The sequence below is a fragment of the Flavobacterium sp. Leaf359 genome (assembly GCF_001423985.1).
Classification (GTDB): Bacteria; Bacteroidota; Bacteroidia; order Flavobacteriales; family Flavobacteriaceae; genus Flavobacterium; species Flavobacterium lindanitolerans.
In genome coordinates this window covers 549,742-569,235 of sequence record NZ_LMPW01000001.1, presented here as the reverse complement: position 1 = coordinate 569,235, position 19,494 = coordinate 549,742, and the positions used below count along the sequence as shown (strand labels likewise).

The 19,494-nt window shown below is 37.7% G+C and carries 17 protein-coding genes and 1 other RNA gene; 9 read left to right on the top strand and 9 right to left on the bottom strand.

Annotation, left to right across the window (positions count from 1 at the left end):
* Positions 1-246: 246 nt before the first annotated feature.
* Positions 247-411: a hypothetical protein gene (locus ASG38_RS17600; RefSeq protein WP_157485983.1), complete on the top strand. Its 165-nt coding sequence runs from the start codon at positions 247-249 to the stop codon at positions 409-411.
* Between the two features lie 85 nt (positions 412-496).
* On the opposite strand, the gene ASG38_RS02505 is transcribed toward ASG38_RS17600, so the two are convergent.
* The gene (locus ASG38_RS02505) at positions 497-2,113 is read right to left on the bottom strand and encodes an ABC-F family ATP-binding cassette domain-containing protein (RefSeq protein WP_056066657.1); all 1,617 of its coding nucleotides are present in this window, start codon (positions 2,111-2,113) and stop codon (positions 497-499) included.
* 216 nt (positions 2,114-2,329) lie between these two features.
* Here ASG38_RS02505 and ASG38_RS02500 point away from each other — a divergent pair, with 216 nt between their 5' ends.
* A complete protein-coding gene (locus ASG38_RS02500) occupies positions 2,330-3,739 on the top strand; it encodes a thioredoxin-like domain-containing protein (protein WP_056066654.1) in 1,410 nt (469 codons plus the stop codon).
* A 157-nt stretch (positions 3,740-3,896) separates the two neighbouring features.
* Here ASG38_RS02500 and fsa read toward each other — a convergent pair whose 3' ends face one another.
* The 3 genes from fsa to ffs all read right to left on the bottom strand — a co-directional run bounded on the left by fsa (position 3,897) and on the right by ffs (position 5,651).
* Positions 3,897-4,553, bottom strand: coding sequence for a fructose-6-phosphate aldolase (gene fsa / locus ASG38_RS02495; protein ID WP_056066650.1), 657 nt, complete (start codon positions 4,551-4,553; stop codon positions 3,897-3,899).
* A gap of 68 nt (positions 4,554-4,621) precedes the next feature.
* Positions 4,622-5,425: an SDR family oxidoreductase gene (locus ASG38_RS02490; RefSeq protein WP_056066647.1), complete on the bottom strand. Its 804-nt coding sequence runs from the start codon at positions 5,423-5,425 to the stop codon at positions 4,622-4,624.
* A gap of 127 nt (positions 5,426-5,552) precedes the next feature.
* Positions 5,553-5,651, bottom strand: an RNA gene (ffs, locus tag ASG38_RS17325) — signal recognition particle sRNA small type.
* 89 nt (positions 5,652-5,740) lie between these two features.
* Here ffs and ASG38_RS02485 point away from each other — a divergent pair.
* Entirely contained in the window at positions 5,741-6,802 is a 1,062-nt protein-coding gene (locus ASG38_RS02485) for a glutaminyl-peptide cyclotransferase (protein ID WP_056066766.1), read from the top strand.
* 6 nt (positions 6,803-6,808) lie between these two features.
* The gene (locus ASG38_RS02480; RefSeq protein WP_056066644.1) at positions 6,809-7,492 is read left to right on the top strand and encodes a carboxypeptidase-like regulatory domain-containing protein; all 684 of its coding nucleotides are present in this window, start codon (positions 6,809-6,811) and stop codon (positions 7,490-7,492) included.
* 42 nt (positions 7,493-7,534) lie between these two features.
* Here ASG38_RS02480 and ASG38_RS02475 read toward each other — a convergent pair whose 3' ends face one another.
* From ASG38_RS02475 to ASG38_RS02455, 4 genes are all read right to left on the bottom strand, one after another.
* On the bottom strand, positions 7,535-8,170 hold the full coding sequence (locus ASG38_RS02475; protein WP_157485981.1) for a hypothetical protein: 636 nt from the start codon (positions 8,168-8,170) through the stop codon (positions 7,535-7,537).
* Between the two features lie 119 nt (positions 8,171-8,289).
* Positions 8,290-10,182: a molecular chaperone DnaK gene (gene dnaK, locus ASG38_RS02470; RefSeq protein WP_056066637.1), complete on the bottom strand. Its 1,893-nt coding sequence runs from the start codon at positions 10,180-10,182 to the stop codon at positions 8,290-8,292.
* A gap of 144 nt (positions 10,183-10,326) precedes the next feature.
* Positions 10,327-11,301 (bottom strand): endo alpha-1,4 polygalactosaminidase, encoded by a 975-nt coding sequence (locus ASG38_RS02460; RefSeq protein WP_056066764.1) that lies wholly within the window; start codon positions 11,299-11,301, stop codon positions 10,327-10,329.
* A 41-nt stretch (positions 11,302-11,342) separates the two neighbouring features.
* Positions 11,343-13,844 carry a M14 family zinc carboxypeptidase gene (locus ASG38_RS02455; protein WP_056066631.1) on the bottom strand — a complete coding sequence of 834 codons (2,502 nt, stop codon included), beginning with the start codon at positions 13,842-13,844 and terminating at the stop codon, positions 11,343-11,345.
* 238 nt (positions 13,845-14,082) lie between these two features.
* On the opposite strand from ASG38_RS02455, the gene ASG38_RS02450 reads away from it, so the two are divergent.
* Both ASG38_RS02450 and ASG38_RS02445 read left to right on the top strand, forming a co-directional pair.
* Positions 14,083-15,507 carry an L-serine ammonia-lyase gene (locus ASG38_RS02450; RefSeq protein ID WP_056066628.1) on the top strand — a complete coding sequence of 475 codons (1,425 nt, stop codon included), beginning with the start codon at positions 14,083-14,085 and terminating at the stop codon, positions 15,505-15,507.
* Positions 15,508-15,627: 120 nt separating this feature from the next.
* A complete protein-coding gene (locus ASG38_RS02445) occupies positions 15,628-16,980 on the top strand; it encodes a sigma-54 dependent transcriptional regulator (protein ID WP_056066626.1) in 1,353 nt (450 codons plus the stop codon).
* Positions 16,981-17,036: 56 nt separating this feature from the next.
* Here ASG38_RS02445 and ASG38_RS02440 read toward each other — a convergent pair whose 3' ends face one another.
* A complete protein-coding gene (locus tag ASG38_RS02440; RefSeq protein WP_056066622.1) occupies positions 17,037-17,579 on the bottom strand; it encodes a hypothetical protein in 543 nt (180 codons plus the stop codon).
* A gap of 172 nt (positions 17,580-17,751) precedes the next feature.
* Here ASG38_RS02440 and ASG38_RS02435 point away from each other — a divergent pair, with 172 nt between their 5' ends.
* From ASG38_RS02435 to ASG38_RS17320, 3 genes are all read left to right on the top strand, one after another.
* Positions 17,752-18,648, top strand: a complete 897-nt coding sequence (locus ASG38_RS02435) for a winged helix-turn-helix domain-containing protein (protein ID WP_056066620.1) — start codon at positions 17,752-17,754, stop codon at positions 18,646-18,648.
* 399 nt (positions 18,649-19,047) lie between these two features.
* A complete protein-coding gene (locus ASG38_RS02430) occupies positions 19,048-19,329 on the top strand; it encodes a hypothetical protein (protein ID WP_056066617.1) in 282 nt (93 codons plus the stop codon).
* 48 nt (positions 19,330-19,377) lie between these two features.
* Complete coding sequence (locus tag ASG38_RS17320) at positions 19,378-19,491, top strand: potassium-transporting ATPase subunit F (RefSeq protein ID WP_082482130.1); 114 nt, start codon at positions 19,378-19,380, stop codon at positions 19,489-19,491.
* The last annotated feature ends 3 nt before the right edge of the window (positions 19,492-19,494 follow it).

Sequence of the window (19,494 nt, the reverse complement as noted above, 5' to 3'; positions counted from 1 at the left end):
CTACTTTGGTTGCTGCTTTTATTTTGCCACAGATTAGAATGATTTCACAGATTGATAAAGAAAGTACAAAAAACTCGCTTTCAATTAACTTTCTCTTTTAGATATAAAAACACACCAACTTAGCATCTCAGAACCTTAGCAACTTAGCCCCTTATTAAAATTATATAACCAAAAACATTAATCATGTAATATTTTTCTTCGTAAAAAGAAGACCTTTATGATATACAAATCAAAAACAGAAAAGCCATGAACAAATTATTGAAAATAAACATACTGCTTCTGATACTTCTTACCTTTTCAAGCTGTGAAGTAGTTGAAGGTATTTTTAACTTAGGTGTTGGCGTTGGCGTCTTTATTGTCATTGCCATTATTGCCCTTGTTATTTTTATCATCAGCAGATTTAAAAAATAAAACCATAACCCAACCAACCACCTTTAAACCAAAAAAATCCCGCTACTTTGCAGTAACGGGATTTTTTATTTATCATTTCTAGTATTTAAGAATACATTTTCTTTCTTAGTTCCTGTACTTTTTCATCATCCAGATAATCGTCAAATGTCATATATCTGTCGATTGCTCCTTTAGGTGTCAATTCAATAACCCTGTTACCCACAGTTTGGGCAAATTCATGGTCATGTGTCGTGAAAATAACCGAACCTTTGTAATTTTTCAATGAGTTGTTGAAAGCTGTAATCGATTCCAAATCGAGGTGGTTTGTAGGCTCGTCAAGCATCAGTACATTGGCTCTCTGCATCATCATTCTCGAAAGCATGCAACGCACTTTTTCACCTCCTGACAAAACGCGGCTAATTTTCAACGCTTCTTCACCAGAGAAAATCATTTTCCCTAAGAATCCACGGATATAAACTTCATCACGTTCTTCTTCAGTTTTTGCCCACTGTCTTAACCAATCAACCAGATTCAGGTCGTTGTCAAAGAATTCATGGTTTTCAACCGGAAGATAGGCCTGCGTTGTTGTAATTCCCCATTCAAAAGTTCCGGAATCTGCCTTTTTATTGCCATTCAGAATTTCATAGAAAGCTGTAGTAGCACGTGAATCTTTAGAGAAAAGGACAATCTTATCGCCTTTTGCCATATTCAAATCTACACCGGTAAATAATGTTTCGCCATCAATTGAAGCGCTCAGATTAGTGATATTCAAAATCTGGTCTCCCGCTTCTCTCTCCTGTTCAAAAATTATGGCAGGATAACGTCTGCTAGACGGTTTGATTTCTGCAATATTCAGTTTGCTAATCATTTTTTTACGTGAAGTAGCCTGTTTGGATTTTGCTACGTTGGCACTGAAACGGCGGATGAATTCTTCCAATTCCTGTTTCTTTTCTTCTGCCTTCTTGTTTTGCTGTGCTCTTTGTTTTGCAGCCAATTGGCTTGATTCGTACCAGAATGTATAGTTTCCTGAATAGTGGTTGATTTTTCCGAAATCAATATCTGAAATATGTGTACAAACCGCATCCAGAAAGTGACGGTCGTGTGATACTACTATTACAGTATTCTCATAATTCGCCAAAAAGTTTTCCAACCATGCAATTGTTTCAAAATCCAGGTCGTTGGTAGGCTCATCCATGATTAATACATCAGGATTTCCAAAAAGTGCCTGTGCCAAAAGCACACGAACCTTTAGTTTCCCTTCCATATCCCCCATTAAAGTATAGTGACTGTCTTCATTGATACCTAAATTTGATAGCAAAGAAGCAGCATCAGAATCGGCATTCCATCCGTTCATTTCTTCAAACTGCACCTGAAGCTCTCCGATTCTTTCCGCGTTTTCATCGGTATAGTCCAGATAAAGCTCATCCATTTCTTTCTTAACAGCATAAAGAACTTTGTTCCCCATCATCACCGTTTCCAAAACCGTATGCTCATCAAACATGTTGTGGTTCTGGTTCAATACGGACATACGTTTGCCCGGTTCCAGGAAAACGTGTCCAGAAGTTGGCTCAAAATCTCCCGAAAGTATTTTTAAGAATGTAGATTTTCCAGCACCATTTGCTCCAATGACTCCATAAATATTACCATCTGTAAAGGTTGTATTTACTTCATCAAACAAAACTCTCTTGCCAAATTGTACTGATAAATTATTTACTGTTAACATGAATATAGTTTTAAAAAAGTTTTGCAAAAGTAGAAAAAATACTGCACTTTTGGCACAAGAACAAGATATACTTTAAAACATAGCCTAAACTTCTGATTCAAATAAATCTCTGTTATTTAACGGCATTCTAAATAATTGACATTGTTTACATTTAACTATGCCTTAACAGAGAGTTTGGTTGCGTCTGAATATTTTTGTCTATTAGATTCAAATTAAATGCACAATTTAAAAGTTTTCAAAATCGTATCGCTTTCTTTTCTTTCCATGCTGTCACTGTGCTCGTGTGAAAAGAAATTCAAAAGCGATAATTTCACTGCTTACTTTGGCGGAGAGGTTTCAAATCCACTAAACCGCTACGTTTTGTTTCTTAAGGACAATAAGGTTATTGACACTATTCCTTTGGACCGAAACAATAGGTTTTTCAAAAAATTTGATTCCCTGGCTCCCGGATTGTATACTTTTAAACATGAGCCGGAATACCAATACGTTTATTTTGATAAGAACGACAGTATTATGGTACGCATGAACTCAAATGATTTTGACGAATCTGTCGTATTTTGCGGACGCGGAGAAGAAAAGAATAATTTCCTGATGGAGATGTATCTTAAGAATGAGGAAGACCGGGACAAGATGTTTACCGTATTTGACTATGACATCAATAAGTTTACAAAATACATCGATTCTGCCTATCATTCCCGAAAAAGCTACTACAATTCAAAAAAAGAATTATTGAAATGGAGCGACGATTTTGATACTTATGCACTGGCTTCTCTCGATTTCCCTTACTATACCAAAAAAGAAATTTATCCGGTCATACACGAAATACGAACCGGAGAAAATATCAGCGAAAAACTTCCAAAGAATTTTTATGAATACCGCGATGAGATTGATTACAATAATAAAGGCCTGACAAACTTCTCGCCTTTTGTAAAATATCTTACCTACATGCTGAATAATATGGCAATGGAAAAAGCCGACGATAATGCTTCACCTGAAGACAAGGCTTTAGAAATGAACATCACCAAGCTGAATATTGCCGATACGCTTTTCAAAAATCCGGAAATCAAAAATACCATTCTCGACAATATTGCCTTCGCCTATCTATTGGAAGACCAGCACATACTGAACAACAAAAAATTCCTTGACCGATATAACGAACTGTCAACCGATAAGGGAAACCAGAACGAAATTATCAAAATAGGGAATGCAATTCAGATGCTGAAAAATGACAATGCCTTACCTAATGTGGACCTGATAGACCTTAATGGAGAAACAGTAAACAGCAAAAATATTATTAAAGGCAAAACCGTTATTTTTTTCTGGACTGAAAATGCAAAATCCCATTTCGAAACGGCACACCGTAAAGCTATGGAATTAAAGGCCAAACATCCCGGTTATAATTTTATTGCTATCAATGTTGATGATAACCAGTCAAAATGGAAAAATAATCTTTCGAAATACAAATTTGATAAAATCGAAGAATTCCGGGTAAAGGATTTTGAAGAACTAAAACAGAAATGGGTGATTACGAAAATACACCGTGCCATCATCACAAATGCGGACGGAACTATTAATAATGCTTTTGTAAATCTGTTTGACGTTAAATTTGTTGACTATCTGAAATAATAAAAAAGCTCGCGAAGTCGCAGAGACGCTAAGCTCACACATAGTCCATCAGAAGCTTTCTTAATGTAAAACTAAAACTCCGTTGGGCAAATAAAAATTAAATACTACAAACAAAAAATCCCGCTTTTGCGGGATTTTTTATATCTGATAAATTCTATTATTTATTTCCTTTTTCAAAATCAGCAACAAACTGTGCCAATCCGATATCTGTCAAAGGGTGTTTCAACAGTCCTGTAATAGCAGAAAGCGGCCCTGTCATTACATCAGCACCTATCTTGGCACAATTAACGATGTGCATTGTATGACGCACAGAAGCAGCCAGGATTTCTGTTTCAAAACCATAATTGTCATAAATCTCACGAATTTCCTGAATCAGGTTCAAACCATCTGTAGAAACATCGTCCAAACGACCAATAAAAGGAGAAACATAGGTAGCTCCTGCTTTAGCAGCCAAAATAGCCTGTCCGGCAGAAAATACCAGAGTAACGTTTGTTTTGATTCCTTTATCAGAAAAATATTTTGCGGCCATTACACCTTCCTTAGTCATTGGCAACTTAACAACAATCTGCTCGTGCAATTCGGCCAACTCCTCACCTTCTTTCACCATGCCTTCAAAATCAAGAGCATTTACTTCGGCACTAACATCACCATCTACAAGATTGCAGATATCTACATAATGCTTTAAAATATTATTTTTTCCTGTGATGCCTTCTTTCGCCATCAATGAAGGGTTTGTAGTTACACCATCCAAAACACCAAGTGCTTGTGCTTCTTTGATTTGAGCCAGATTAGCCGTGTCGATAAAAAATTTCATTTGTTATAATTTAATTTGTGTGTTTCTGCTTAAAGTAATGAGGTAAAACTCAAAATTCGGTTGCAAAATTACAATTTATAATGGTTCATCAGCATTTTTTCATAAACTTTATCAGGCAATACCCGTTTTAATACGATGGAAAATTTTTGCATAAAAACACCCACTTTATAATGGATTTTCGGATTGGGAGTTTCGATGATTTTTGCAACAGCAATTGCCATCATATCGGGGTTGCTTCCTGAATCGACATGCTCGTCCATCATTTTAAGCGTATCTCCATAAGGTTTTTCATAAGCCGAACCTTTAATCAGAGGTGCATGAAATCTTCCTGAAGCAATATTGGTTGCAAAATCTCCGGGAGCAATATTGGTAATTTTTATACCAAAATTTTTGACTTCCATACGCAGGGCTTCGGTAATTAGTTCCAATGCTCCTTTTGAAGCCGAATAAACGCTTCTGTACGGCAATCCCATGTAACCGGCTATAGAAGTTACATTAATGATTAAACCCGATTTCTGGGAACGCATTTGTGGCAATACGGCTTTCATGACTTCAATTGGCCCGAAAAAATTGGTTTCGAAATTGTTTTTGATTTCAGAAGTCGGGATTTCTTCCAAAGGTCCCGTAATTCCAACTCCGGCATTATTGATGACTACATCCAGTCTCCCTGCTTTCCGTATGACTTCTGAAACTGCTTTTTTAATACTTTCAGCATCTCTCACATCCAGAGCCACTAAAGGAAATTTAGAATCTGTAACACGTTCCGGATTACGGCTAGTACCAAAAACTGTATAGCCTTTTTGGGTCAGATAATCCCCTATTGATTTTCCGATTCCTGACGAACCGCCTGTAATTAATATAGTTTTAGACATTTTGACTTCTTAGAAGTTTAGAAATTGAAGCCAAATTTAGTGTTTATTTTTTATCCAAACCCTTTCAGGGTTTAAAACCCTGAAAGGGTTAAAAACAAAAAATCCTCCTCAAAGGGAAGATTTAAAAAAATGGCAAGCGACCTACATCGCACCGCTACAACCGCTTACCCTTGCTGCGTTCCCACCCTGGGGGAGTCTGCAGGAGCTGGTCGTGTAGGACTTGCCGGTGCAAATATACAAACATTTTATATTTTTGCAAGGCCCTTGGCGGTTATAAAATAAAGGTTGTATATTGTCATAATCAATTTTAAAACAATGAAAAAACATAAACTATTAGCATTCATTTTATTAGGAACTGTACTTGTATCCTGCGGAGATAAAGAAATAGATAAAAAAAATTTATTCAGCATAGAACAATCGGGCTTAAAAGCGACTTATCAGCCTCAGGAATCGCTTTCTTTGGTTCTGAACAACGACAAAAATAAGACTATCGATTCGATAGCCTACTATATAAATGAAAAAAGAGTTGGCGGCGTTAAAGGAAACAATAAGTTCGATTTTCCTTTAGCCGATTCTAAATTGGGGTACCAGCAGATAAAGGCAATCGTTTATTATGAAGGACAAAATGCAGAAACGGATGCCCGTATTGAAGTCGTTTCCAATGTAAAACCAAAATTACTTTCCTATACCATCGTAAACACCTATCCCCATGACGAAACTTCCTATACACAAGGATTGGAATTCTACAGAGATACTTTATTTGAAGGAACCGGACAACGCGGTACTTCCAAATTGCTAAAAACAGACTACAAAACCGGAAAAGCCTACCAGTCTGTTAATCTTGAAGGTAAATATTTTGGAGAAGGAATTACCATCTTAAACAACAAGGTATATCAATTAACCTGGCAGGAAAATACAGGGTTTATCTACAATGCCGATAATCTAAAACAAATCAGGACTTTTAATTACTTTAAAAATATAGAAGGCTGGGGATTGTGTAATGACGGAAAGCAGATTTACCAGTCTGACGGAACAGAGAAAATCTGGGTGTTAGACCCGGAAACTATGAAAGAAACAGATTATATCAATGTATATTCTGAATCCAGCAAAATAAAAGCGGTGAATGAATTGGAATGGGTTAACGGGAAAATCTACGGAAATGTTTACCAAAAAGACGCTGTTGCTGTCATCAATCCAAAAACCGGAGCTGTAGAAGGTATTATTGACCTGAGAGAGCTAAAGACAAAAGTAAATATGATGGGCCACGATTTAGGTAATGACGTATTAAACGGATTAGCCTACAATCCAAAAACCAAAACACTTTTTGTAACCGGAAAAAGATGGAACAAAATGTTTGAAATCAAAGTTTCGGAATAAGCTTGTATGTCCGGCAAAGTCAATATATCTATCCCAAAGCCATGCCATGAAAACTGGCATGAGATGACTGTTGCCGAAAAAGGGCGGTTCTGCAATTCGTGCCAGAAAACGGTATATGATTTCACACTATTTTCTGACAGGCAGCTTATTGACAAAATCAATTCAGAATCCAATATATGCGGACGTTTTTTGGCATCACAACTCAATAAAGACCTGAGAGTACCAAAAGAGAAAAGCAGTATCTGGATAGCAGGAGTTTCAGGAATATTGAGTTTTTTGAGCTTGGGAAACCAGGAGATTTACGCACAGGAAAATGTAAAGACAGAACAGACAGAAGAAAAAAACAATGTTGAAAAAACAATCGACAATTCTTCTGTTCCTGATATAGAAATTACAGGATTTGTATTTGAACTAGATAAATTGCCTATACCTGGTGTTTCTGTTACAATAGAAGGCAAATCAATTAGCACACAGACAGATTTTGATGGTAAATTTTCAATTAAGGCTAGCAAAGGAGATTTATTGAAGTTTCATTATGTAGGTTATAAGGAGACGTCAGTTATGGTTAATTCTAAAAAAACGATTATTGTCAAATTAGAAACAACAGACGAAATGCTTGCGGGCGAGATCATAGTCCGAAGAACCTTCTTCGGAAGAATTTTCCATTCCATAGGAAATCTTTTCAGATAAAAAATAAAAAACCGAGCATGTAGCTCGGTTTTTTATACTTGGTTAGGCCTTCTTTTTCTTGGCGGGTGTTGAAGCCGGAGCCACACTTGTTGTTTTTCCGTCAACATATTTTTTTTCCGAGGCATTAAATGTAAACGTGTTCTGTTGTGTTTTGTTCTTTTGGACAATATCACCGTCAGGCGTCAGCGAAAATTCAAAACCTTCCCTCCTTACCTTTTCCTGTGTTTCGGAAGCATTTTTCAACCTATCCAAAAATACTTTTTCTGTGATATTGGTGGTCGTTTGCTGGTTTGAAAATAGTTTTGTTTTTGTGGTTACATCATATACTTCAGAGAATAACGTACTGCGTACTTCTGTTTTTAAATCCGTTTTAGTGGTTTGCTCTTCCGTCCAGGTTAGCAGGTATAATGGCGTTCCTTTTGCAGAAAAGCCTTTGATGGCACAATTCTTAGGAAGGCTGTTTTCGTCAACAGTTTTGATGCCTATGGTGTCTTTTTTAGCTTTATTATTAATGAACAGGTAAAAATTTCCTTTTACGATTTCGGCCGTAAGGTTATCTGCTTTTGCCAGTGCTGTAGAAGCCGGCTTTGCAGGAGCTTTCTTTTTGGCTCCTTTTTTCTGTCCATAACTTAAAGATGCCGTTAACAGGATCAGTATTAAAAATAAGGTCTTTTTCATATTTTGTTTTTTAGAAAGCCTAAAATACAAAAAATATAAAACCATAATTGTTAAAAGTATGAAACAAAAAAAGCGCAGGGTTATGAATCCTGCGCTTTTAAAATATAATCTAAAAGTGATTATTTCACTTCTTCGTAGTCAACATCCTGAACGTTGTCACCACCGTTAGCATCACCTTGCGGTTGTGCATCCTGCGGAGCTCCCTGAGCATCACCTTGCTTGTACATTTCTTCAGAAGCATTTTTCCATGCCTCGTTCAATTTGTCTAAAGCCGGTTGGATAGCTGCTAAATCCTGGCTTCCGTGAGCTGCTTTCAAATCAGTCAACGCGCTTTCAATAGCTGCTTTGTTACCTTCAGATAGTTTTTCACCAAATTCTTTCAACTGATTTTCAGTTTGGAAAATCATGCTGTCAGCTTCGTTCAATTTTTCAATTTTCTCTTTAGCTGCCTTGTCAGAATCTGCATTAGCTTCTGCCTCTTTTTTCATTCTTTCGATTTCTTCCTGAGTCAATCCTGAAGAAGCCTCAATTCTGATATCGTGTGATTTTCCGGTTCCTTTATCGGTTGCAGAAACTTTGATGATACCGTTAGCATCAATATCAAAAGTTACTTCAATCTGAGGGATTCCTCTTCCTGCCGGCGGAATTCCATCTAAGTGGAAACGTCCGATAGTTTTGTTATCTGCCGCTAAAGCTCTTTCTCCTTGCAAAACGTGGATTTCAACCGATGGCTGGTTATCTGCTGCAGTAGAGAATACCTGCGATTTTTTAGTTGGGATTGTTGTGTTTGACTCAATCAATTTTGTCATAACACCACCCATAGTTTCGATACCCAGAGAAAGTGGCGTAACGTCTAACAACAATACGTCTTTTACATCTCCAGACAAAACTCCACCTTGGATAGCAGCACCAATAGCTACTACCTCATCCGGGTTAACTCCTTTAGATGGTTTTTTGTTGAAGAATTTCTCTACTTCTTCCTGAATTTTAGGAATACGTGTAGAACCTCCTACAAGGATTACCTCATCAATATCTGAAATGCTTAATCCAGCATCTTTTAACGCTTTTGCTACAGGAGCCATAGAACGCTTAACCAAACTATCTGTCAATTGGTCAAATTTAGCTCTGGTCAATGTTTTTACCAAGTGCTTAGGTCCTGTTGCCGTAGCTGTAACATATGGCAGGTTGATTTCTGTCTGAGCAGAAGATGATAATTCAATTTTTGCCTTTTCAGCAGCTTCTTTCAAACGTTGCAATGACATTGGGTCCTGACGCAAATCCAAACCTTCTTCAGCTTTGAATTCTTCTGCCAACCAGTCAATAACAGCCTGGTCAAAGTCATCACCTCCTAAGTGCGTGTCTCCGTTAGTAGACAATACTTCGAAAACTCCATCACCCAATTCAAGGATAGAAATATCAAAAGTACCACCACCTAAATCGTAAACGGCAATCTTTTGGTCTTTCCCTTTTTTATCCAAACCATAAGCCAATGCAGCTGCAGTAGGCTCGTTGATAATACGCATTACTTTCAAACCGGCAATTTCACCAGCTTCTTTTGTTGCCTGACGTTGCGCATCGTTAAAGTAAGCAGGAACTGTAATAACCGCTTCTGTTACAGACTGACCTAAATAATCTTCAGCTGTTTTTTTCATTTTTTGAAGTGTCATTGCAGACAATTCCTGTGGCGTATAAAGACGTCCGTCAATATCCACACGTGGCGTATCGTTATCACCTTTTACTACTTTGTAGGCAACATTTTGAGCTTCTTTATTACTTTCAGAGAATTTATTTCCCATGAAACGCTTGATAGAAGCAATAGTTTTAGTTGGATTGGTCACTGCTTGTCTTTTAGCAGGGTCACCAACTTTGATTTCACCACCATCAACAAATGCAATTACTGACGGCGTTGTTCTTTTTCCTTCAGCATTAGGGATTACAACTGGCTCGCTACCTTCCATTACAGCAACGCAAGAGTTCGTTGTTCCTAAGTCAATTCCGATTATTTTACCCATGTTTTTATATGTATTTTGTTTTTTACTAGTTTTATAAACTCGTGAACTAGTAGACAATCTTTATGCCAAGCGTTAAAATCTTTAAAATTGTCAGTTTTTGTTAAAATTGACATTTTTAAATCTGACAAGATGACATCATTACTTTTATCTTTCAAAATACTCAAAGGCATCAATAATATCTAAATAGACCCCGTCAAAATTGGCGTCCATAATTTTATTAAGATAGGAATTATCATTCTTATAAATAATCTTCTGCCAGTCTTCATTCCAATATTTTACTTTGAAATTGCCCGACCAGTCCGGATTTTCGGTAGCCATCCAAACCGGCTTAGAGGTATTCCACGAGGGCTGCCAATAATAACGGTAGTTTTCAGATTCTCCAATTGACATATAGCAGATAACCATCCGCTTTCCTCCATTGGCTTTATTACGCAATTGATTAATTTCTACGGCTGTAAACTGTTCTTCGTTGAAAAACAGGTCCATAATGATTACATCATAATTCGTCGACTTTACCGCATTGATAAATGCCAGCTTTGAAGTAAAATTCTCTGAATTTATAAGATAAAGAAAGTTTTTCGCCTGTGACAGGTTTGCAATTACTGCGTCATTGGAGTTATTGGGAGCCGTGGCCGGAATTGCAGTCAGGTCGCGTTTTGGAGCTGCATAGGAAATATAACCGTTTGCAGCATTGACCTGATAGGAGTTACTGGCTTTTGAAGGTGTGGAGCAATAATCTGTGACCAATATAGTTTTCCTGTTACTTTTGGAGACATTTAAAAAGCCTTTCAGATAGTTTGAAACACCTGTAGGTGTTGCCTGGTCATCGTTATCATATCCGTAAAACAAATCTTCCTGACCGTTTCCGTCAATAGCATTTAAGTAATCCTGCGACGGACTGCCATCGGCTTCTCCATTCACAGTAACCAGTTCTATTCCGTTTTGGGGGATGACAGCAAAACCGGGCTTAATACTTTTTGCCTTTTGACTAATTCCGATAACGAAATTACGCATGTCTTGTCTGAAATCACGGTTTTCGACATCAGGAGCCGTTGCGTCATTATCTTTGTCACAACCCAAAAAGGCCAATGCTATTGCCAACAGGACTAACTTTTTCATGTATTTTTTTATATGATAACGGTAGTATCTGTTTTTTAGTCTCAATCAACTAAAAACAAAGCATTACTAAACAGTAAATTTCCATTTTCCCAAAACCCTCTGAAAAGAGGATTGTCGACCATATAAATCACCTTTCCCCTGCCAACCGGTTCTACGGCAAATGAAACCGTATTCCCCAGTTTCTTTTTCAGGTTGGCACCAATGAATCCGTAACTTTTATAATTTTCCGGAACATAGGCCACATTCCATACATTTTTAAGAACCTTAAAATATTTGTCGGATGTTTTCAGGCTATAATATTTGTCACCCAATCCATAAGAAAGCGGATGGGTTTTGTCCAACACATTTTCTATTATGGCACCCGGAACACCATTTGACACAGAACGTCTTTCCGTTTTTTGGTATTCCTTAAAACGCGATGTCAATGCTTCCTCATCACTTTGTTTTTTGGCAGCGTCTTTTTCTTCATTGGTTGCAAACTGTGACAAATTGTAACCTTCCCTGTTTTCAAATAAACTTAAAGCATTTTGAATAGCAATTGTTTTACCTCCTTTTGAGATAAAATCGTCAATACTTTTCCTCTGACTGTCTGACAAATCATACCATCCATCGGCTAAAATCAAGGTATTATAATCGGTCAGATTAATCATTCCTAAATAATCCGCATCCAAAATACTTACCGGATAATCTATAATCTGGTCCATATAAAACCAAACCTGTCCGAAATCTGTCGGACTGACATTTTTCCCACTTAAAAGAAGAATTTTTGGTGCTTTCAGCAATTGGAAGTTTTCGCCACCCAAATCGGTTCCGCCCGTAGAAAAACCACTCTTAATGACACTATAATCATTTTTTTCTGCCAAAAGTCCGGCCATTGTTTTTTCAAATTCGGGAAGCTTTGTATTGTCCGATTTTAAAACAATCAAATCTCCCATGTTTAGCTTTATATCTCCAAAAGCCGAATTTTTTTTCGAATAACGAACCTTAACATTCTTCTTTAGTAAAGAAGCTGCAATTTTTGCAGAAGTCCTGTTGTTCCAGGGAATATAAAAAGCATAAGCCCTTTCAGGAAGCACTTTGGTATTGCTTATTTTGCTTTCCCTTGTTTTTATAACCAAAGCATTTTTAAGAGCATAGCTTTCTATTCCAAAAGCGTGAGGTAAAGCCCAGGCCGTAATATCATAGGTAAGACTGTCCGATAATCTCTGGTAAGGTTCAAATAACACTTGCGTCAGGACAGATTTTGGCTGACTTGCCTGTATAATCATATCTCCCGATTCTACAGAAAATGCTTTTTCTTTGTCTGATTGGTAATGGTAGCCTGAAAGTTTTTTTGTTTCGTCAGCATACGCAAATTGGATGTTATTCTGCTTTAGCATTACGGCAAGCTGTTCGGCCTTACCATCATTTTTTATAACATAGGTTTTATATTTTCCTTTAGGATTTTGCCTGCTGTCTTTAAAATAAGCCTTGAAATCAGCTATTAGCTTTTCTTTTCTGCCGGAAGCGGTTTCAACGGCAGTCAATACCGCAACTGTATGGTGGTTAATACGGTCCTGCAAGGTCAATATATTACCATTTTGCATTAAAACGGCTCTTCCCGCTCCTATTCCACCCTGCTCATAAGTCATTCCTATCGCACCGTTAAAGCTAGGATAAGTATCGCCATAACTCGGATAGAATAAATCAAAACGCTCTCTGGTATAATAATTCCAACCTTCAGCATCAAACTTTTTAGATGTATTCTCTCCTATCACATTATGGAAATCACGTTGCGGTTTGGTTATAAAATCATGGAATGGTTCCGCAGCCGGAGGAAAAAAATATGGCTCGTTATAGCCCATTTCATGAACATCTACATGCACTTCCGGCATCCAGCGGTTATACAAAACCATTCGCTGCCGGGTTTCAACCTGAGTCTGCCAGGCCCAATCCCTGTTCAGGTCATAGGCATAATGATTCTGTCTTCCTCCCGGCCAGGGCTCTATGTGCTCACGGTCTGTCAATTCGGGATGCAGGTTTTTACCCGATATGTCGCGAAGCCAGTTTCCATATCTTGAAAAACCATCCGGATTCAGACATGGGTCCAGTATCACGATTGTATTTTCAAGCCATTGTTTTGTTATTGTATTCTGCGGATTCAATAGCTCATAGGCTACTTTCATTGAGCTTTCTGCCGCTCCTATTTCGTTGCCATGTACGTTAAAACTTAACCAGACTATGGCCTTTTCTGTTTCTGCAGCAGGCTTTTTGTCTGTCATACCTATAGAATACAAATGATAGTCGCGTATAGCTTCCAGATTCTTAAGATTTTCGGGGGTAGAAATATAATACACATTCAGGCTTCTTCCCTGCGAAGTAAAACCGTAAGATTCGTGTTTTATATATTCTGAATTTTCTTTTAGGTATTTAAAATAGGTTTCTATTCCATGATAAAAGCTTACCTGTTTCCCGTATTCGGGTAAAAAATCGGCAGGGCTTTTAAGTTGGGCATAACCTGAAAGGCTGAAAGCTAGCAAGAAAGCAAAAAGTAGCTTTTTCATAAAACTGTTTAAGTGTTTGTGCTTCAAATGTAGGAAATTAACCTTTAGAACTTAAAAGTTACTAACGTGGATACTAAATTTTGTTAGAAAACGAAGAATTCGCATAATCGACTTCTCTTATTTCACTATTTCTATGAGGTAAGCAATTATGCCCCACCACTATTGTACATTTAATAAATTTACAACGTTTTCGCAATCGTAAAAAATATATATTTGCATAAAATTGCCTCTCATAATTATGGAAGAATGTATCTCGGTATTTGATATGCTTAAAATTGGCGTCGGACCTTCAAGTTCTCACACTCTTGGGCCTTGGCGTGGTGCAGAACGTTTTTTGAATGAACTTCGTGAAGAAAATATATTAAGCAAAGTAATCCGGATTAAAGTAGATTTGTTTGGCTCGCTTTCCCTAACCGGAAAAGGCCATGCAACTGATCTAGCGGTTATGCTAGGGCTTACCGGCGCAGACCCGGAATACATTCCTATTGACAGTATCGACAAGACCATTTCTGAAATAAGAAAAAACAAGCAGTTGCATTTGGCTGGCGAAAGAATGATAGCATTTGATATGGAAACGGATATCGTATTTAATAAAAACTTCCTGCCTTTCCATTCTAACGGTTTTACATTTACGGCCTATACGCCGGATGGCGAATACGAATCGACATTCTATTCTATTGGTGGCGGTTTCGTAGTTAAGGAAGAAAGAACAAATGCCGCTAAAAAGGAAATCATTAAATGTGCTTTCCCTTTTCCAATACAAAATGCGGTAGAATTACTCGACTATACAGTCAAAGAAAATAAAAGCATTTCCGAAATCGTTTATGAAAACGAAAAATCAATGCGTACTGAGGAGAATATCCACAATGAATTGATGCGAGTTTGGAATACGATGCTGGAATGCATGTATATTGGTTGTCACTCCGAAGGTATTCTTCCAGGAGGATTAAACGTTCGCAGAAGGGCTTTTGATATGCACCAGAACCTTATTGGCCTGGCAAATTACAGTACGCCACAGGAATGGCTGAAAACTATCCGCAAAACGGAAGTAAAATTCCGCCAAATCCTGAAATGGGTAAGCTGTTTTGCTTTGGCTGTCAATGAAGTCAATGCCTCCTTGGGAAGAGTCGTAACGGCTCCTACTAACGGAAGTGCGGGAGTTATTCCAGCCGTATTGATGTATTATATGGTTATTGAAAACCATCAGGCAGGAGAAAAAGAAATCAAGCAATTCCTTATGGTAGCCGGAGAAATTGGAAGTATTTTCAAAAAAGGAGCTACCATTTCAGCCGCTATGGGAGGTTGCCAGGCAGAAATAGGCGTTTCTTCCGCTATGGCGGCAGGAGCCTTATGCGAATTAATGGGAGGAAGTCCGGCACAGGTACTTATGGCCGCAGAAATTGCCATGGAACACCATTTGGGAATGACCTGTGACCCAATTGGGGGATTAGTACAGATTCCGTGTATTGAAAGAAATACGATGGGTGCCATCAAGGCCATCAATGCAGCGGAACTGGCTCTTGAAACCGACCCTAAAAATGCCAAAGTTCCTTTAGACAAGGTAATCAACACCATGTGGGAAACCGCAAAAGACATGAATACGAAATACAAAGAAACATCAGAAGGCGGACTGGCTATTAGTGTGAATATGGCCGACTGCTAAAAAGACAGCAAGATAAAAGTAACAGCAACCTGAAATTTCAGGTTGTTTTTATTTATACCCTATTGCAAAACCAATTCCGCAAAACACTAATTTTGCTTAAACTCTTATTCCCTTTTTCGCTTGAAAAAAATTCTCATCATTGACGACGAAGAAAAACTAAGAAGCCTCATGGCCCGGATTATCGGCCTTGAAGGTTTTGAAGTCATTGAAGCCGGCGACTGCAAATCCGGACTAAAAAAGATAGAACAGCATGCTTTTGATGTTGTGCTTTGCGATGTCAAGCTTCCCGATGGAAATGGTGTTGACCTGACCATAGCCATAAAAGAAAAATCACCGCAAACCGAAGTGATTCTGCTTACCGCCTACGGAAACATTCCTGATGGTGTGCAAGCTATAAAAAATGGCGCTTTTGATTATATCGTAAAAGGTGATGATAATAATAAAATTATCCCGCTGCTTCATCGGGCTATTGAAAAGGCAAACCTGACAAAACGTATTGCCCAGTTAGAAGCCAAACTCGAAGATAAGCTTTCGTTTGATGGCATTATAGGCGATTCCAAACCGTTATTGCAATCTATCAATCTGGCAAAAAAAGTAGCACCTACAGATACTACTGTGCTGCTAACCGGAGAAACTGGTACTGGAAAAGAAGTATTTGCAGCTGCTATCCATCAATCAAGTTCAAGAAAACATCAGAATTTTGTGGCCATAAACTGTTCGGCTTTTAGTCATGATTTGCTCGAAAGCGAAATGTTCGGTCATCTGGCAGGCTCTTTTACAGGTGCTACAAAAGACAAAAAAGGATTGTTTGAGGAAGCCAATAGCGGAACCATATTTTTAGATGAAGTTGGCGAAATGGCACTCGACCTTCAGGCAAAACTGTTACGTGTCATTGAAAATGGCGAATTCCTGAAAGTAGGTGAAAGCAAACCTACCAAAGTTGACGTACGGATTATAGCTGCTACCAATAGAGATTTGCCTAAAGAAATTGAATCAGGGCATTTCAGGCAAGATTTGTTCTACCGTCTTTCCGTATTCCAAATCCAATTGCCTGCCTTGCGGGAACGCGTTACTGATATTGAACCGCTTGCCAAACATTTTCTGAATTTCTTTTCACTGAAAACCAATAAAAAAATCAAGGCACTATCTGATGAATTTGTGCAGTTACTAAAATTGCATACCTGGCCGGGAAATATACGTGAACTAAAAAATGTATTGGAACGCAGCGTTATTCTGGAAACAGAAGCCATTCTGACAACCGATTGCCTTCCTATGGAAATACAGCAGTTAAAAACAGCCAATACTTCTGGAGAATCTCCTCTATTGTCTGCTTTTTCTCTGGCTTCTGCCGAAAAAATCCATATCCAGAAAGTATTGAACTATACGAACCATAACAAAACCGAAACCGCAAAACTGCTGAATATTGCTTTGACAACACTATACAGAAAACTGGAAGAATACAAAATCAACTAGATATATTGGTTACAGATATACTACCGGCAAGGTATGCGTATTTCAAATTTATTTACTTAGCAACCGTCTTTGCGAGAGGCACTTTTATAAATTACTTTACCATCTCGTTCTACATAGTCAACCGACACAATTGGATAGGCATATTTGGGTGCATATGACACCGAATTGCTTCTAATAATAATTTTGTCGTTAACTTTCAGGCTTCGTAATTCCTGAAATTCATTAGAATTTTCCGTCCCAAAACTGAGAATATAATAGTCATCATTAATCCCAGCCATCACTCCAAAACCTAATCGTGAGCCTGGCGGAAGGGAAAGAGAAGTTATAACAGCATCCATATTGGCAAAATAACTTACATGACTCCTTATTTTAGCAGTACTGGCAAGCACTCTTCTACCTTCGGGAGACATTTCCCATTCTTTGAGCTTTATTCCATCAGGGGTAGCTTCCCATTTTTCCCTTTCGGCTTTCATATCTGCAGCAGAGAGTAGCTTTGGGTCTGGCTCCTTAGAAATTTCTTTTTTGATTTCGCAATTAGTAAATACTAGTCCGCATACCACAACCAGAGGTAAAATCAGCGCATAAATAACTTTTTTCATGTTTTTTTGTAGTTTTAATTAACATTGATAAATCAGAATTCGTTTAAGGCATTTCTTTTGTTTTTCATGCCCTATCAAAATTATTTCAGCGAATCTACTTTGTTATTTTTTGGCTTGTGGGATTTAGATTGTAAATTAAATTGTAACCTTTGTAAATAAATCGTAAATAGTTATGTCAGATAGCCAAAATCTCTTCTCGGGAAAACGTAAGTATCTGTTTTTATTGGCATTACTTTCGTTTATCTTAGTAATCTTCGCAACTTTCAGTATGGCGGATAAGGACGATTTTAATATCGCCAGAAGGGAAGTTTTGCTTCGCAAAATCGGACATGAACTACTTTTACAATCCGGAGACAGTGTATCGAGAGTTCTTCCGGTAAAAAAGATTGCAGAAAATGAATACCAGATTAGTTTCGAAAAGGAATTTAGTTTTCAACCGGACTCCCTGGCGAATACAACCCGGCGTTTGTTGGCTAATGACCCTTTGACATCCGATTATGTTGTTAATGTAATAAACTGTGGTAATTCCGATGTAGCTTATGGATATGCCATATCCAAAAACAGAAAAGAGGACAACATACCCTGTATAGGCAGAATACAACCCAAAGCATGTTACATAATCAACATTAAATTCAAGCAGAAAGTCATTGATAAGGCAAAGAACGGGTATCTTTTCGCCGGCCTGCCGTTTTTAGCATTGGTTGGTTTTCTTTTTTTTAAATCTGGTACAACACGAAAGCGAAAAACATTACCCGACAGTAAAAATACCGACACCTTCACTTTAGGCTCAGTTTTGTTCGATGCTAAGAATCGGAAACTGACAACAACCGAAAAGACAATAGACTTAACAGGAACAGAAACCCGTCTACTGCTTATTTTCGCATTATCACCCAATGAAACTATAGAAAGAAGTCGTTTGCAAAAAGAAATATGGGAAGACGAAGGTGTTATTGTGGGGCGCAGTTTGGATATGTTCATTTCAAAACTTAGAAAAAAATTGGAATTGGACTCCAACATCAATATCGTTGTTATACGCGGCAAAGGATATAAGCTTGAGATCAGGTCTTAAAGATTGATTATCGAAAACTTTACACCAAAAGATACTACATGTAGGTTTTATAACTTGTCATGCTTTGCGGCTCTGCGCCTCTGTGAGCAATTAAAACGTTATGAAAGTGAGCCTTTTTTGGTTTTCTTTCATCCTTATATGGATTCTTTAAATCTGTCTAATTATTTTAATCTGTGGCTAACTCTACTATTCTTTGGTTTGGTATAAACTACTCCAAAATCATCTAAAAAAAATTAAATACCTATCGTTTTGAAAGTACCAACCCTATCGTTTTGATAGGGTTTTTCTTTTTGGTTACAGTCCAAAAAAATATAATTCCTAGATACTAAAGGGTTTACACAGTTTGCCCAAAAATTGGTTCTGAATTTGGCATAAGGCATCAAAAATATCTTAATCATTATGAGAAATTTCAATGATAGCCTAATCAAAAAAATGGAGCGCCTTGCCGAAATAACCATCAGCAGCCTCCAGCTCGGTAAAATGGCACGTACTAAAAGATGCCTTGCACTTGCCGAGGAATTGCTCATCAAGGGCAATAACGAAATGAAAAACGCAATCACCAATGTCTATCTGTTTTCCGTATCGCATTATATGGAAATAAACCGGTTGGAAACATCGAGACTACTACCAATTGCGCTTCACAAAGAATATGTCAAACAAATTAATGCTTCCGGAGTATGATAGTCGCCATTCTCACCATCACAGGGCTGCTCTGCTTTGCCCTTTTCTATGTTTCCATCTACTATTTCGATAAAATCTAAAATTATGATAGCCTTATTAATTATTGCTCTGGCTGTTTTTGCCTACATCGTTTACGTCTTACTTAAACCTGAAAAATTTTAAACC